Origin of the sequence: Alicyclobacillus sp. SO9 (assembly GCF_016406125.1) — a bacterium.
GTDB lineage: Bacteria > Bacillota > Bacilli > Alicyclobacillales > Alicyclobacillaceae > SO9.
The window spans coordinates 4,738,624-4,754,654 of record NZ_CP066339.1 but is presented as its reverse complement, the minus strand read 5'-3'; the positions used below and the strand labels follow the sequence as shown (position 1 = coordinate 4,754,654).

Genomic DNA, 16,031 nt, shown 5'->3' with positions numbered 1-16,031 from the left:
CAAATACCAGTCATGAATAGTCGATATCGGTAAATGTTAGTGAGCGCCAGTGAATGTTAGTAAATGTTTAGAAGCACACAAGGCAGGCAAGAGCATCAAAAAACACAACCGCCTGGGATAACCAACAAAGACAAGGCTGTCCAGGCAAGGAGGACCTTACGTGATTGATCGCTATTCAAGGCCCGAAATGGCAAACCTCTGGACACTGGAGCAAAGATACCACTGGTGGCTTCAGGTGGAGATCCTTTCTTGTGAAGCATGGAGCGATTTAGGCGTTATTCCCGAAAAGGATGCAGCAGCCATTCGTGCCAATGCTTCTTTTGATGTAAACAGGGTTCTTGAAATTGAGAAAGAGACCCGGCACGACGTTGTTGCATTCACACGGGCCGTTTCTGAGAGCTTAGGTGATGAGCGCAAATGGGTGCACTACGGCTTAACCTCAACAGACGTAGTCGACACGGCACTTTCTGCACAACTCCAACAAGCCGTACAAATTATCCGCAAGGACTTGCAACAACTCCTTAGCACTATTGCCAATCTTGCAAAGAAACATAAAAACACCATTATGATGGGCCGTACGCACGGGGTTCATGCCGAACCGACTACTTTCGGTTTGAAAGCCGCTTTGTGGTATGCAGAGATGCAACGTAACCTTGAGCGATTTGACACAGCTTCCGAGAGGATGCGCTACGGTAAGATTTCCGGCGCTGTGGGCACTTATGCGAATGTGGATCCGTCCGTGGAACGGTTTGTCTGTGACAGGCTGGGACTGAAACCTGCGCCTATCAGTACGCAGACTTTGCAGCGTGACAGACACGCAGAATTCATTTTTACCTTGAGTCTGATTGGGACAAGCTTGGATAAAATTGCAACGGAGATTCGCGGACTTCAAAAATCTGAAATTCGTGAACTGGAGGAGCCGTTTTACGCTGGGCAAAAAGGCAGTTCAGCCATGCCGCACAAACGAAACCCTGTCTCTTGCGAGCAAATCAGCGGTCTCTCCCGGGTGTTGCGCGGTTATGTTGTGCCAGCATTGGAAGATGTACCTTTATGGCACGAACGAGACATCAGCCATTCATCAGTGGAACGCGTGGTGATTCCTGATGCCACGATTTTGATAGATTATCTTTTAAATCGGATGAACCGTATTCTGACGGATTTGAACGTCTATCCGGAAAACATGTTGCGCAATATGGAGCGAACTCACGGTTTGACCTTCTCGCAGCATGTCCTGACAGCTTTGATTGACAAGGGTGTTGCACGAGAGGAAGCCTATGACACGGTGCAGCCAAGGGCGATGCAGGCGTGGGAAGAAGGCAGATCGTTCTATGACATTGTCAAAGACGCAGATTTAGTGAAGGAAAAGCTGTCGCCGGAGGAACTGGATGCATGCTTCGATCCCGCTTGGCACTTGAAACACGTAGACACCATTTTCGAACGACTCGGTCTCCTATAAGCGTTCTCGATCCGGTTGACCCATGATTCACTGCACTACACTCTACATGAATGGGGATGGCATTGTGGAAAAGGGCAGAATGTTGTACGAGGGTAAGGCTAAGAAGGTTTACGAAACGGATAATCCGGAATACCGAATTGTTTCCTATAAAGACGATGCAACTGCGTTCAACGGCGAGAAGAAAGGGACCATTGTCGGCAAGGGAGCCATCAACAACCAGATGAGCAACCTGCTCTTTCAGATGCTGGCGAAAAACGGTATCCCAACCCATTTTGTTGAGGAGTTGTCTGAGCGGGAAACGGTGGTCAAGGCGGTGGAAATCGTACCGTTGGAAGTGGTTGTCCGCAATGTGACGGCTGGGTCCATGGCAAAGCGTCTCGGGTTGGAAGAGGGACGGGAACTCAGTCACCCGATTGTGGAGTTTTATTACAAGCGCGACGATCTCGGTGATCCCCTTGTCACCGACGCCCAAATTGAAGTGTTGGAATTGGCGCCCGCAAAAATCCGTGATGAGATAAGAGAGATGGCTTTACAGGTCAATGAACTGCTGGCCAGATTTATGGCAGACCGGGGTATTTTGCTGGTGGATTTTAAGTTGGAATTCGGCGTGACAGAGTCTGGTGAACTGCTGCTCGCTGATGAAATCTCCCCTGACACATGCCGCTTTTGGGATATAGAGACGAAAGAAAAACTGGATAAAGACCGTTTTCGCAGAGACCTGGGCAATGTAGAAGGCGCTTATCAGGAAATGATGAAAAGAGTCAGCGAGGTGCAGAATTAATGGAGCGTTTTGATGCAGAAGTCCATGTCTGGTTAAAGCCGAGTGTATTTGATCCACAGGGCAATGCGGTTGAACAAGCCTTGCAGGGGCTGGGACACACTGGAGTCGAGAATGTTCGCATTGGCAAGTCCATGAACCTGCAGGTTCAGGCTGAAAATGAAGATGTTGCACACAGTAAAGTGAAAGACATCTGTGAGAAGGTGCTGTGCAACCTAGTCATTGAGACCTACGATTTTACGCTGCGTCCGACCGAACAATCCGGTGAAACGGGACAATCGGATGCGAACGAAAAGGAGCAGGGCTGATGAAGTGGGCTGTTGTTGTATTTCCGGGATCGAACTGTGATGAAGACGCAGTGCTGGGAATTCAAAAGGCCGTAGGCGATGAAGTGCACAAGGTTTGGCATCAGGAAGAAAGCCTGGATGAGTACGATGCAGTGGTTCTCCCCGGCGGCTTTTCCTATGGGGACTACCTGCGCGGCGGCGCCATCGCCAGATTCTCTCCTGTGTTGAAGGCTGTTGTGGGTGCAGCGGAACAAGGCAAATTGGTCCTTGGCATCTGCAATGGGTTTCAGGTACTGACGGAAGCAGGACTTTTGCCAGGTGCATTGCTGCGAAATGAAAACCTGCAGTTCCGGTGTGAGCTGACACCTTTAAAGGTAACGAATACAACTTCGCCATTCACCAACCTGTATGAGCAGAACGAACAGATAAACATTCCAATTGCACATGGCGAAGGAAGATACTACGCCGACGAGGCGCAGTTGTCGACACTGCAGGCGGAAAATCGGATTGCGTTTCAGTATCTGGAGAACCCGAACGGATCGGTGTTAGACATCGCCGGTGTTCTCAACGAGCGCGGCAACGTGCTGGGGCTTATGCCTCACCCGGAGCGCGCTGTAGAGCAGTGGATGAACTCCAAGGACGGCGTCAAGATGTTTCAATCCATGCACCGTTATGTAGAGGAGGGCCTCTTCGTTGGCTGAACCGACCAAAGAACAAATTCAAGACCAGCAGATCTACCGCGAACTGGGGCTGACTGACGACGAATACAAGCAGGCAGTGGAGAAACTGGGCAGACTGCCAAACTATCTGGAAGCCGGTTTGTTCGGCGTCCTCTGGTCTGAGCACTGCAGCTACAAGAGCTCGCGTCCCTACCTGAAAAACTTCCCGACGGAAGGCCCGCAGGTGCTGCAAGGTCCCGGGGAAAATGCGGGTGTTGTGGATATCGGAGACGGTGTGGGGATTGCCTTTAAAATGGAAAGCCACAACCATCCGTCTGCCGTTGAGCCGTATCAAGGGGCTGCAACCGGTGTAGGCGGTATTTTACGGGATGTATTCACCATGGGCGCTCGCCCCATCGCATTTACCAACAGCCTTCGCTTCGGCAATTTGGATACAGATAAGACCAAATACCTGTTTTCCCACGTTGTGCAGGGCATCGGCGGTTACGGGAACTGTGTTGGTGTACCAACGGTTGCAGGAGAAGCTGTGTTTAACCCGACCTACACCTACAACCCGCTGGTCAACGCCATGTGCGTCGGGGTCCTGCCGGCAGACAAAATTGTGAAAGGTATTGCTTCTGGTGTGGGCAACCCTGTTTTCGTAGTCGGATCACGGACGGGACGCGACGGCATCCACGGCGCCACCTTCGCGTCGGCAGAGGACCCCAACGAGAAGGAACGCTCTGCTGTTCAAGTGGGCGATCCGTTTCTCGGCAAGCTCCTCTTGGAGGCTTGTCTGGAGCTGATGGAAACCGGATCGGTCGTGGGCATTCAGGATATGGGTGCAGCCGGACTGACCTCTTCGTCTGCAGAAATGGCCAGCCGCGCCGGCGGGGGACTGGAAATGTATCTGGACAAAGTGCCTGTCCGCGAAACCGGCATGACGCCCTACGAGATGATGCTGTCCGAGTCCCAGGAACGGATGCTGGTGGTTATGGAACGGGGACAAGAGCAGACAGCCTTTGACATTCTGGAAAAATGGGGACTTCAGGTTGCTGAAATTGGAAAGGTGACAGACGACGGTCAGCTTCGATTGTTCTGGCACGGCGAGGTTGTGGCAGATGTGCCTGTGCGTGCTTTGGTGGACGAAGCGCCAGTCTATCATCGGCCTGTGAAGGCACCAGAGACACTGCCGGGTAGAAATGTCCCAGCACCGAGCACAGCGGAAGGGTTAGACACGGAGCTGCTCAAGTTGTTAGCCCACCCCTCCATTGCAGACAAGACCTGGATTCACCGGCAGTACGATACAACCGTCCGGGCTTCAACGTATGTGGGGCCTGGCAGTGATGCAGCTGTGGTGCTGGTGCCGGGAACAGAGCGCGGGGTCGCCATGAGCAATGACGGCAACGGACGCTACACCTACCTGAACCCGCGCAGAGGCGGTGCCATTGCAGTAGCTGAAGCTGCCCGAAACATTGTCTGCAGCGGCGGCAAACCATTGGCAGTGACAAACTGCCTGAACTTCGGCAATCCGGAAAACCCAGAGATTATGTACCAGTTTGCAGAAGCCACTGCGGGGATGAGTGAAGCTTGCAAGCAGTTGGATACGCCAGTGGTCAGCGGGAATGTGAGCCTGTACAACCAAAGCTCAGGTGAGGATATCTTCCCAACCCCCGTGATTGGCGCAATCGGTGTGGTAGAAGACCTGCGGTATGTGACGCCCAGCCAGTTTGTGCAAACGGGATCGAGCGTGGTATTACTGGGGGAACTGGACAACAACCTTGACGGCAGCCTGTTCTGGGAACTGCAAGCAGGTGAAGCTGCCGGGGATGCACCACTGTTGAACCTGGAGGACGAAGCAGCGGTACAGAAAACCGTGCACGAGGCGATTCGAAAAAACTGGATTCGCAGCGCTCACGATGTGAGTGAAGGCGGATTAGCTGTGGCTTTGGCGGAGATGGCGATGGGAACGGGCATGGGTGTCCAGGCGACGCTGCCTGTTGCCGTGAAATCAGATACAGAAGGACTTGGCTACTTGTTCTCTGAAGCCCAGAGCCGGATTCTGGTTGAGGTATCTGAATATGACCGTGAACGCTTGCTGGACTTCGCCAAGGAACAGGGTGTATCGGCCTATGCATTAGGTACGACAGGCGGTACGGCATTTGAACTGCGTGATACGGGCAGTTTGTCCGTCACGGTTGCAATGGCAGACTTGGAACAGACGTATACAACGGCCTTACAAACCATCATGGATAATCCTGCAGCACAGGTGCACGATGCAGGTTAAGGGAGGCTTCGGCCGATGAATAAACGGATGCAGACAGAGACAGGTGTGAGACAGAGCGCCGCTGACGACATGGACATGATGGACGACAACCTTCACGAAGAGTGCGGTGTGTTCGGCATTTTCGGTCACGAGGATGCAGCCAAGCTGAGCTACTTTGCTTTGCTGTCGTTGCAGCACCGGGGGCAGGAAGCAGCCGGAATTGTCAGCGTAGACGACGGCTCCATGTACAATCACCGCGGTTTGGGACTCCTGACAGACGTATTTTCCGGGAATGAAGTCGAGCAACTGAAAGGTGATGCGGCCATTGGGCATGTACGGTATTCGACGGCGGGATCGAACACGTTGCAAAATGCGCAGCCGTTGACCTTTGGCAACATCGACGGAAATCTGGCTATCGGCCATAACGGCAACTTGGTAAATGCACACTCCTTGCGTGTCCTCTTGGAACGACAGGGGAGTCTGTTTCAATCCACCAGTGATACAGAAGTCGTAGCCCATTTGATTGCCAGAGCTGGCCGCGGCTCACTGCTGGAATCGATTCACGAGGCCGTTCGCATGATTAAGGGTGGATTTGCGTTTGTCTTCTTGTCTGACACCCAGTTGATTGCTCTTCGCGATCCGTTCGGACTCCGCCCCCTGGCCATTGGCAAACTGGGGGATGCTTATGTGGTCGCTTCTGAGTCCTGCGCATTCGAAACCATCAACGCAGAGTTCGTGCGCGATGTGGAGCCGGGCGAGACGGTGGTCATTGACAAAGACGGGCTTACTTCCTATCCGGGCACAACCAGGACACAGCGAGCCATGTGTACCTTTGAACACATCTACTTTGCTCGTCCGGACAGCGATATTGACGGCTGGAACGTCCACAGTGTGCGCAAGGACCTGGGTCGAATTCTGGCACGGGAGCACGGTGTCGAGGCGGACATTGTGATTGGTGTACCGGACTCCAGCATTTCTGCGGCAGCAGGCTATGCGGAAGAGAGCCACATTCCATTTGAAATGGGACTTGTGAAAAACAAATACATTGCCAGAACCTTCATCCAACCGTCGCCGGAAATGCGGGACGCAGGCGTACGCATGAAGCTGAATGCGGTACGCAGTGTGGTGGAAGGAAAGCGCGTGATTCTCATTGATGACTCGATTGTTCGGGGGACCACGAGCCGCCGCATCGTTTCGCTGTTACGGGATGCCGGCGCCACAGAAGTGCATGTGCGTATCTCCAGCCCGCCGTATAAGAACCCTTGTCACTACGGCATTGATACCTCGGCCAAGAAACAGCTGATTGCAGCCACGCACAGTCTTGAGGAAATGCGGGATGAGATTGGCGCGGATACACTGTCATTCCTCAGTGTCAGCGAATTGATGACAGCCTTCGGATTTGAACCGAACACGCGCTACCCATTCTGCAACGCTTGCTTCACCGGAGACTACCCGACAGAGGTTTATGAAACAGACAAACTGCAGAATGAATCGCGCAAGCAGGGGGTAACACAGTGACACAGGAGTTCCGCAAGCAAAACAGCCCCAAACAGGATATGTATAAAGAGGCCGGCGTCGATATCGAAGCAGGCAATGAAGCTGCAAAGCGGTATGCGAAACTAGCCGCCTCCACCATGAAAGAAGGTGTCCTTGGCGCTCTCGGGGGCTTTGCCGGGGGCTTCCAATTGGACCTGACACGGTATCCAGAGCCTGTGTTGTTCACAGGTACGGACGGTGTTGGGACAAAGCTGAAAATTGCTTTTGCTATGCAGGTTCACAACACCATTGGCATCGACTGCGTGGCGATGTGCGTCAACGACGTTCTGACATCTGGCGCAGAACCACTGTTATTCCTGGACTATTTGTCCACAGGCAGTCTGGACGTCAATGTGGCTGAAGCGGTGGTCGCGGGTGTCGCGACAGGCTGTGAGCAGGCTGGGTGTGCACTTGTGGGCGGTGAAACGGCAGAAATGCCAGGCATGTACGCACCGGGAGAGTATGATTTAGCGGGCTTCACAGTAGGGGTTGCCAACAAGAGTCGTGTTGTTGACGGCAGCAGCATCCAAGCGGGTGACGCGGTCATCGGCCTTGCCAGCAACGGTGTTCACTCTAACGGGTACTCATTGGTTCGAAAAGTTGTAGAGGAAGCAGGCCTTGGTTTTGAGGACCCGGCGCCCTTCGCTGATGACGTGCGGGTCAAAGCAGCAGCCCCGCTGCAAATGGACGAACAGGCCGAATCTCACGAGGGCCCTGCCGATACGAACGCAGGCAGCGGGAATGCCGACACTGGGAACGCGGTGGTGAAACTCGGAGAGGTGTTGCTGCGGCCCACAAGAATTTATGTTCAGCCAGTCCTGAAGCTGCTTCAAGATGTTGAAGTCCAGGGTATGGCTCATATCACAGGCGGGGGACTCATTGAAAACATCCCGCGCGTGTTGCCTGAAGGACTTGGCGTAGACCTTTCCCGCAAAAGCTGGCAGGTTCCTGCTGTGTTTTCATGGCTCCAGGATAAAGCGGGAATGGGTTTCACTGAAGCAGCCCGTGTCTGGAATCAAGGTATCGGCTACATTGTGATTGTCCGACAAGAGGTTGCAGCAAAAGCTGCGGAGATTCTGGCTCAACAAGGTGAACAGGCACAGATCATTGGCAGAGTTACAGCAGGAGACGGTGTAACCTTCTCGGAATGAGATTTTGGACGAAGATGACAATTCTCCGGCTGGGAGGCTAAAGTAGTGAATCACGTTGCAAAAAAGGCGAACCTAGCCGTGTTTGTATCAGGGACAGGAAGCAATCTGCGCGCTTTGTACAAGCGGCAGTACGATGACAGCACCTGGCCTGTTGCAGTGACTGCGGTCGTTTCCAATAAGCCCGACTGTCTGGGTGCGCAGTTTGCAGGGGAAGCAGGGATTCCTTTGTTTGCACACAGTCCGAAGGAGTTTGCTTCGAAGGAAGACTATGAAAACAACATTTTGTCCTTTCTTAAAGAGCAAAATGTTGACTATATTGCTTTGGCCGGATATATGAAGCTGATTGGTGCCGTTTTATTGAACGCATATCCGAAGCGGATTATCAATATCCACCCGTCTCTTCTCCCTGCGTATCCAGGCAAGCAGGCGGTACAGGATGCCTGGGATGATGGAGCCAGCGTAACGGGTGTGACGGTCCATTATGTGGATGAGGGGATTGACACGGGGCAAGTCATTGCGCAGCAGCCTGTGGCTGTTGCCGGAATTGACAGTCTCGACGAATTGTATACGCGCATTCATGAAGTGGAGCATCAGTTTTACGGAGACGTGTTGGGACAAGTGGTCGCACAGGCCTAGGTTTGGCATGGGTTTGCCGCAGATTTGGCGGCGATTTGATGATGGAGATGTGAGTATCAACACGACAGATGTGCGTTGTAAGGCGGGAAGACAATTGGAGAACTGGAGGAATCAGAGTTGCGTAAATGGGCTTTAGTCAGTGTGTTCGACAAGCAGGGTGTGGCAGAATTTTGCAAGCAACTGGCGGCAGCAGGATACGGCATCTTGTCTACCGGAGGGACCGCCCGTCACCTTCAGGAAAACGGAATTGACGTAACGCAAGTAGAGGATTATACCGGATTCCCGGAAATGATGGACGGCCGCGTCAAGACATTGCACCCAAAGATTCACGGCGGACTCTTAGGACTGCGTGACAATGAGCAACACGTAGAAAGTATGGAAGAGCACGGCATCGACAGCATCGATCTCGTTGTCGTCAACCTCTATCCCTTCGCCAAGACGATAGAAAATCCGCAAACCACTTTTGCAGAAGCCATTGAAATGATTGATATCGGCGGTCCTTCCATGCTCCGGTCAGCAGCCAAAAACCACCGTTTTTGTCTGCCTGTGCTGGATCCAGCGGATTACGAATGGATTGCGTCGCGCCTTGCATCAGGAGAGGCTGTTTCTGCATCTGAGCGCATGCGCTTAGCAGCAAAGGTGTTCGCAGAAACCTCTCAATATGACGGGCTTATTTCCAGCTATTTGACACAGGCGGCTGACAAGGCTGACAAAGCAGTGTCAGATAACAACGCGGCAGTCAGCGCCACGGCAGATGCCGCGATTGACGGAGCCTCTCAGGTCAATTCTTCTGAGATTGTGACACCTGCCTGGCCGAGCCTTTACACGGTCTCCTTTGTCCATAAGCAGGCCCTTCGTTACGGTGAAAACCCGCACCAGCAGGCGCACTTTTATGCAGAACCGGCAGCAAAGCCGTCTACGATTGCAGGCGCAGTACAACTGCAGGGAAAAGAACTTTCTTACAACAACATCCAAGACGCTGACGCAGCTTTGAATATTCTCCGCTCCCTGGATGATATGGCGCAACCGGCCGCAGTTGCCGTAAAGCACATGAATCCTTGCGGAGTCGGTCTTGGTGAAGATATCGAGCAGGCGTTTGAACGCGCTTTTGAAGCCGACAGTGTCTCTATCTTCGGCGGCATCATCGCCCTCAACCGCCCTGTGACGAAGGCGTTGGCAGAGCGCCTGACAGGTATGTTCCTGGAGATTATCATCGCTCCTTCCTATACAGATGAAGCACGACAATTGTTCCAAACGAAAAAGAATCTGCGCCTCTTGACGGTAGATATGGCAACACCCGCCTGGCAGTCTGGCGACACTGTGCTTCGGCGTGTTTCAGGTGGTCTGTTGGTACAATCCGTGGACAGTCTGCAGCCTTCAGAGTGGACAACCGCTACAGACCGTGCGCCGTCTGAAGCAGAACTGAAGGCACTGCGGTTTGCTTGGAGGTTAGTCCGGTTTGTGAAATCCAACGCGATTTTGCTTGCGAACAGCAGTATGACCGTCGGTGTTGGCGCGGGACAGATGAACCGTGTCGGGGCGGCGAAAATTGCCATTGAACAAGCGGGATCGAAGGCGAAAGGCAGCGTCATGGCCTCCGACGCATTTTTCCCCATGCCGGATACAGTCGAGACGGCAGCAGCGGCAGGAATCACAGCCATTGTGCAACCGGGCGGATCGAAACGCGACCAGGACAGCATTGACGCGGCAAACAAACACAACATTGCCATGGTGCTGACGGGTACAAGGCACTTTTTGCACTAGACTTTAGACTTTGGCGTCGAGACGTCAGACCCTAGCCAGGGCCGGCTGAAAGCAAGAAGCAGTCCGGCTCTTAGGAGAAGCTCTAAACACATGACTGGAGGCAAGAGAATGACCAGTACCAGTAAAGCAGATTTGCCGCAGAACCCAAAGGTGTTGGTGGTGGGCGGCGGTGCACGGGAACATGCACTCGCATGGAAACTCGCGCAGAGCCGTCATAAGCCAGTGTTGTTTGCGGCACCAGGCAACCCTGGCATCCGTGATGTCGCAGAGTGCGTCGACATCCAAGCCAACGACATTTCGGGGCTGATTGGCTTTGCGAAGTCTCAGGCTGTCCACTTGGTTGTTGTGGGTCCGGAGGCACCTCTGGCACAAGGTCTGGCAGATGAACTGCTTGCAGCCGGAATTCCTGTCTTTGGCCCAAGTCAGAATGGAGCACAGTTGGAAACCTCCAAGGCGTTCGCTAAGCAAGTCATGGCGGAAGCAGGTGTTCCCACGGCAGCATACAAGGTGTTCGAACGTGCCGAGGATGCGAAGGACTATGTTCGGGCACAAGGAGCTCCCATCGTTATCAAAGCGGACGGATTGGCCGCTGGTAAAGGTGTAGTGGTGGCGCAGACAGAGGCTGAGGCCGAGGGTGCCATCGACAATATCATGACGCACCATCAGTTTGGAGAGGCCGGGGCCCGGGTCGTGGTGGAAGCAGCATTGACTGGAAGCGAAGCGTCGCTGATGTATTTCGTGGACAAGAATACCTTTGTGCCGATGCTGCCAGCGCAGGATCACAAGCGGTTGGGAGAGGGAGACACAGGCCCCAACACAGGTGGAATGGGTGCTTTTGCTCCCATCCCAGGCGTCGATACAACCGGTTTGCAGCAGCAGGTGAGCGAGACTATTGTTCAGCCTGTGATGAACTGGCTGCAGGAGCATGAAATCCCCTTTCGCGGCGTCCTGTATGTAGGTCTAATGTTGACCGAGTCCGGACCTCAGGTAATAGAATTCAATGTCCGTTTCGGCGATCCCGAAGCCGAAGTGGTCCTCCCCCTGCTGCAATCCGATGTACTGGACATTCTTTGGGCCGCGGCACACGACAGTCTCAGCGACACCGTGTTGGAGTGGCATGATGAGTCGGCTGTCTGCGTTGTAATGGCCACTCCTGGCTATCCGAAATCTGCGAAGACAGGCCAAGAGATTCATTTTAGTAAAGAACTTCCGCAACACACGGTGTGTTTCCATGCAGGCACCAAACTGGACGGCACCACGCTTATGACAGCAGGAGGACGGGTTCTGACCGTCTGTGCACGCGGTGAAAATCTGGACACAGCCAGAAGAATTGCGTATGATGCAGTTGATTGTATATCCTTTGAGGGTATGCAGATGCGGTCTGACATTGGAGAGAAGTAGCGTTGCAATGGAACGGGTACAGATCTAAGTTCCAAGCAAAGACTGGTTGTTGCAACGTGTGAAATTCAAGTCTGACAAGGGTCGAGACCTGCTCGGCTCTTTTTTATTTTGACTTTTTCACAGAAAAGGTCGAAACTTGAATACTTGTTATCTCGACAGGAAACGTTAGGAAGTTCCTAAAATCGTGCTTTCATAAATCTATTTTCTTAAGGAGAAATACTCGTGCAGCGAACTGTTCTTTACGCATTCTTTATGCTTTTGGCCGCCACTTGCTTCGGATTGACATCACCTATTATGAAGTTTTCGTATAGAGCAGGATTTGATGTACAGGATGTCACTAATGCACAGTACAGTATTGCACTGGTCGTCCTTCTAGTCATCTGGCTGGTTCGGCTTGCCCTTGGTAAGAAGCCTCCAGTACGAATGTCTGCAAAGCAGTGGCTGCTCCTAGCCTTCGTCGGGTTTGGGAGTGCACTGACAAGCTATGGGTACTATCAGGCACTGACAGTCTTGCCGGCTTCGCTTGGCATTGTGCTCCTGTTTCAATTCACGTGGATGGTCCTGCTGATTGACATCATTGTGACTCGGAAGCTGCCTACTTGGGAAAAGTGGATTGGACTGGCTGCTATTCTGGTTGGCACAGTCTTGGCGGTTGGCGTCTACGGTCTGCGTTCAAACCAAATGCCAGTGTGGGCCATTGTGATGGGATTGCTGGGAGGATTAGGGTACGCAACGGTGTTGTATGCATCAAGCTATGTGGAAGAAACGGGATCGCCTATTTTTCGATCCGGAGTAACGGTTTTTGCCGCCATGCTATTCATAGCTATTCCGTTTCGGCCCACGTATTTGTGGTCAGGGACCTTGTGGCACGGCTTGTGGTTCTGGGGACTGCTGGTGGCTTTGTCAAGCCAAGTGTTTCCCTTGCTGTTGATGCTCGTGGCAATTCCCAAAATCGGCGGACGCATGGCAGGGGTCTTAGGCAGTATGGAACTCCCTGTTGCAGTAGTAGCAGCCTACTTGTTGCTCGGGGAACACGTGACGCCGCTGCGCTGGTTCGGTGTCGTGCTTATTTTACTTGGCATGATTGTCAGTGAGCTGGCAGGAAGTAAGCGTAGAGCCCGCGACTGACAGGACGGTTGCTGTGCGTGAGATTTCCGGTTGCGAGGGCTCCCACTGTCAGCGGTGTGAGAAAGGGTGAGCGGAAGAATCAGAATGCGATGAAAAGGATGCTCGACGCCACATAATGAGAATCGCTATGAGTGTAATACCGCCCAAAACGGGCAATGCAACGTGCAGGACGTCAGCATCACCCCAAACGTGAAGTAAAATGGCAGTCAACAACATTAAGGTGAGACTGACAGCATTGTCAAGAGCCGCAACGGTGGTGACAATTGCTCCTCGATGTCGCTCTGCTTGATTCAGGCGTTGTTCCAGAACTACATCAATAAACGAGATGGACAGATACAAGAAGAAATAGAAGGTCATTAGCAGCAAGAGTGATTTTGCCAAGAAGAATCCACTCCCGAGAACTGCGATAAGGGCTGCGAAAGAGTACAGGAGAGCGTCGTTATGACGGAGTCTGCTGAAGGAAGCAAAAGATGCGATAATTCCCGCAGCGCCTTGCATAGCCGCAAGTAGTGGATAAGATGAAACACGGATTTGCTGCTGAGTCATGAAGGGGATTGTAATCACAGGCAGGACCCCTAGAAATATACCAATGAACAGGCTCAGGATAACAACATTCCACTTGTCTGGATAGTCCTTCAGTTGCTGTATGCTAATCGTCATTTCCTTGAACACGTTAGATTTGAGCGCGGGGTGAGAAGGACTTTTTGGAGACGAATATGGAATGTTCCACACCGACAAGACTGCCGCAGCAGAAACGAGAAATGACACTGCATCGAGCCACAATGGCAGCGCGGTCGAGGGTGATTTTAGGGCGAGCAGTGCAATAATTGGGCCGACGATAACAGAAATACTATGTAAGAGGGAAAACCCTGACCAGAGCTCATCCCGTCTGTCGCCGGCAATGCTTGAGAACAGTTCAGATTGTCCAGTGAGAAACAGATACCCCACCGCGGTAATAAGAAAGACACACAGTAAAAATACCCACCCCGTTTTGAAAACAATAGGTAGGATAAGTAAGACTGCTCTAAGGATATCCGCTCCAACCATCAAAAATTGCGGTTTTATCTTTTGTACCCAAAATCCAATCCAAGACCCAATGATCAGACTTGGCAGTTGATTGCAGATGTTGTAAAGGGCAATGTATACCACATTATGGGTCCATTCGTAGATAATAACTGATCCACTGGCATTTAGAATCCAATTACCCAACATTGACCCAAAACGGCCAAGAAACAGTGCTGACCATTGGACAGAGCGCAAGGCAGTCACCCCCAAGAGTCTTCAGATGATTCTCATTATGGAGGGAGTTCCATGAAAAGGCCTCAGCCCAAGTCCTGAATGCCCATCAGACTTTAGTCTGACTTGCTACTCATGGCCGCAGAGCGGCAGAGTTATTTGGATTTCAATTGCTGCAGGTAAGCAGTGGGTACAAAGTGCATTTTACGAGGAGTCCTTGCGGTGCAGGAGAGGGAAATCAATCGTTACAGTCGTACCAAGACCCACTTCACTCGTGAAAATAATTTGTCCGTTAAAGCGATTGGTCAGATTCTTTACCACGTAAAGTCCTATTCCCTGGCCGCTTTCACTGTCATTGAGCTTTGCGTACTTTTGATACAAGCGATTTAATTGCTGGACAGACATGCCTACCCCATTGTCACGAACGGTAAATCGAATTTGATTGTTGTTAATGCTTGTGTCAAACTCCACACGTCCTCCTGTTTCCGTGTATTTAATTGCATTGCTGATTACATTCGACAATATTAGACGAAGCCCCATGGGGTTAGCCAGCATCAGATGTTGTTCATGGGCATCTACGGTCCAGTGGAAATCTATATTTTGGACAATGCTTTTCACCTTCATAAGCTCAATAACGTGATGAACCGTTCCCAATGGCTCAATCGGCTCCAGCTTCATATACAGTTCTTCAGACAGGACTCGTTCTGTTTCAATAATGTTAGTCAGTTCCTGGTCAATAACGTCAACGTAGTATCCTATGGCATCAAGTTTGTTGATGCTGTCCGGACTGAGGTTGTGCTCGTCTGTTCGAATCATTTTTGCGTACCCATCTATGATAGTTAAAGGATTGCGGACTTCGTGGGAGACCACATGTGCAAAGTCGAGTTTCGATTTATACAGGTCTAGTTCGGATTCAATCTTAGACTGTACGGACAGTGAGGGGAATTTAGCTCTACTTGAGGCGTAAAGCGGCGAGCGAATCAACTCTTTATCCGTCATGAAATAATCGTGACTCCGTTGCAGCTTTACGAGTAAATTAGCGTCCATTTCTCCTCCGTCATATGCGCAGACAGACACCAAACGCTGACCCTTCACACTCTTATCCGCAATTTGCTCGAACTCATCTATTTTCGTCAAAATGTCTGGTTGCTTTCTCCAAATAACGTGAGCCCACGTTAGAACAGCATGGCTTGATTCCGGTAAAGAAGCCATAAACTGACCGAAGTGTTTGACAATGGACTCTGCGTGAAAGTCCTCGTGAGTATTGTAAAACTGTTCATTGTTTTCGAAGAAGACGTACTGTAGGTTTTCTTCTGAAAACTGAATCGACAGACGTTTCACCAATTGATTGTAGGCTTTAGTACTATCCACGACGACAACAATATGTCCCAATGCGAGCCCGTCTGTAACATATGACACCAAATTTTCCAGGTAGGATGTTTGCTGCTGAAACAGATACAATATGTGAGCGCCGTTTTCCACCTTGAAATCTCGGTTAATACTGATGCCGCGTAAGACTCTGTCCAAATATCATGCCTCCACCCCAAAAGTACTGATCATTACTTCTATCACGCTCTATGCAGTTGGCTATTAAACACATAAAGATAGCAGAATGTACTTGTGTCGAGGGAGGGTGCGAAGTAGTTACGACACGAACTGTGCACATAATAATAGTAAATCCGAGCCGGAAATTCAAGGAGTTACAGACTATCAAATTGAAGATTTCGAATCCA

13 protein-coding genes are annotated in these 16,031 nt (G+C 51.6%); 11 read left to right on the top strand and 2 right to left on the bottom strand.

The window, feature by feature from the left end; all coding sequences use genetic code 11:
- The first annotated feature begins 160 nt into the window (after nucleotides 1-160).
- From purB to GI364_RS22130, 11 genes are all read left to right on the top strand, one after another.
- The gene (gene purB / locus GI364_RS22180; RefSeq protein WP_198851342.1) at nucleotides 161-1,456 is read left to right on the top strand and encodes an adenylosuccinate lyase; all 1,296 of its coding nucleotides are present in this window, start codon (nucleotides 161-163) and stop codon (nucleotides 1,454-1,456) included.
- Between the two features lie 64 nt (nucleotides 1,457-1,520).
- A complete protein-coding gene (gene purC, locus GI364_RS22175; RefSeq protein ID WP_198851341.1) occupies nucleotides 1,521-2,237 on the top strand; it encodes a phosphoribosylaminoimidazolesuccinocarboxamide synthase in 717 nt (238 codons plus the stop codon).
- The gene (gene purS, locus GI364_RS22170) at nucleotides 2,237-2,542 is read left to right on the top strand and encodes a phosphoribosylformylglycinamidine synthase subunit PurS (RefSeq protein WP_198851340.1); all 306 of its coding nucleotides are present in this window, start codon (nucleotides 2,237-2,239) and stop codon (nucleotides 2,540-2,542) included. The genes purC and purS overlap by 1 nt, the downstream gene beginning before the upstream one ends.
- Nucleotides 2,542-3,222, top strand: coding sequence for a phosphoribosylformylglycinamidine synthase subunit PurQ (gene purQ, locus GI364_RS22165; RefSeq protein ID WP_198851339.1), 681 nt, complete (start codon nucleotides 2,542-2,544; stop codon nucleotides 3,220-3,222). The genes purS and purQ overlap by 1 nt, the downstream gene beginning before the upstream one ends.
- The gene (gene purL, locus GI364_RS22160; RefSeq protein ID WP_198851338.1) at nucleotides 3,215-5,467 is read left to right on the top strand and encodes a phosphoribosylformylglycinamidine synthase subunit PurL; all 2,253 of its coding nucleotides are present in this window, start codon (nucleotides 3,215-3,217) and stop codon (nucleotides 5,465-5,467) included. The genes purQ and purL overlap by 8 nt, the downstream gene beginning before the upstream one ends.
- Nucleotides 5,468-5,536: 69 nt before the next feature.
- The gene (purF, locus tag GI364_RS22155) at nucleotides 5,537-6,964 is read left to right on the top strand and encodes an amidophosphoribosyltransferase (protein ID WP_198854162.1); all 1,428 of its coding nucleotides are present in this window, start codon (nucleotides 5,537-5,539) and stop codon (nucleotides 6,962-6,964) included.
- A 38-nt stretch (nucleotides 6,965-7,002) separates the two neighbouring features.
- On the top strand, nucleotides 7,003-8,133 hold the full coding sequence (gene purM / locus GI364_RS22150; RefSeq protein WP_198854161.1) for a phosphoribosylformylglycinamidine cyclo-ligase: 1,131 nt from the start codon (nucleotides 7,003-7,005) through the stop codon (nucleotides 8,131-8,133).
- Between the two features lie 45 nt (nucleotides 8,134-8,178).
- Entirely contained in the window at nucleotides 8,179-8,769 is a 591-nt protein-coding gene (gene purN, locus GI364_RS22145) for a phosphoribosylglycinamide formyltransferase (protein WP_198851337.1), read from the top strand.
- Between the two features lie 117 nt (nucleotides 8,770-8,886).
- Complete coding sequence (gene purH / locus GI364_RS22140) at nucleotides 8,887-10,533, top strand: bifunctional phosphoribosylaminoimidazolecarboxamide formyltransferase/IMP cyclohydrolase (RefSeq protein ID WP_198851336.1); 1,647 nt, start codon at nucleotides 8,887-8,889, stop codon at nucleotides 10,531-10,533.
- Between the two features lie 108 nt (nucleotides 10,534-10,641).
- Nucleotides 10,642-11,934, top strand: a complete 1,293-nt coding sequence (purD, locus tag GI364_RS22135) for a phosphoribosylamine--glycine ligase (RefSeq protein WP_198851335.1) — start codon at nucleotides 10,642-10,644, stop codon at nucleotides 11,932-11,934.
- Between the two features lie 222 nt (nucleotides 11,935-12,156).
- Nucleotides 12,157-13,062 (top strand): EamA family transporter, encoded by a 906-nt coding sequence (locus GI364_RS22130; RefSeq protein ID WP_198851334.1) that lies wholly within the window; start codon nucleotides 12,157-12,159, stop codon nucleotides 13,060-13,062.
- Nucleotides 13,063-13,110: 48 nt separating this feature from the next.
- Here the strand turns inward: GI364_RS22130 and GI364_RS22125 are convergent, their stop codons facing one another.
- Nucleotides 13,111-14,322: an MFS transporter gene (locus GI364_RS22125; protein ID WP_198851333.1), complete on the bottom strand. Its 1,212-nt coding sequence runs from the start codon at nucleotides 14,320-14,322 to the stop codon at nucleotides 13,111-13,113.
- Between the two features lie 180 nt (nucleotides 14,323-14,502).
- Complete coding sequence (locus GI364_RS22120) at nucleotides 14,503-15,825, bottom strand: ATP-binding protein (RefSeq protein WP_198851332.1); 1,323 nt, start codon at nucleotides 15,823-15,825, stop codon at nucleotides 14,503-14,505.
- Between the last annotated feature and the right edge of the window lie 206 nt (nucleotides 15,826-16,031).

Excerpts from the sequence above, each read along its gene's own strand:
- purF (WP_198854162.1), top strand. The coding sequence starts at position 5,537 with ATGGACATGATGGACGACAACCTTCACGAAGAGTGCGGTGTGTTCGGC.
- purM (WP_198854161.1), top strand. The coding sequence starts at position 7,003 with ATGTATAAAGAGGCCGGCGTCGATATCGAAGCAGGCAATGAAGCTGCA.
- purD (WP_198851335.1), top strand. The coding sequence starts at position 10,642 with ATGACCAGTACCAGTAAAGCAGATTTGCCGCAGAACCCAAAGGTGTTG.
- purS (WP_198851340.1), top strand. The coding sequence starts at position 2,237 with ATGGAGCGTTTTGATGCAGAAGTCCATGTCTGGTTAAAGCCGAGTGTA.
- purQ (WP_198851339.1), top strand. The coding sequence starts at position 2,542 with ATGAAGTGGGCTGTTGTTGTATTTCCGGGATCGAACTGTGATGAAGAC.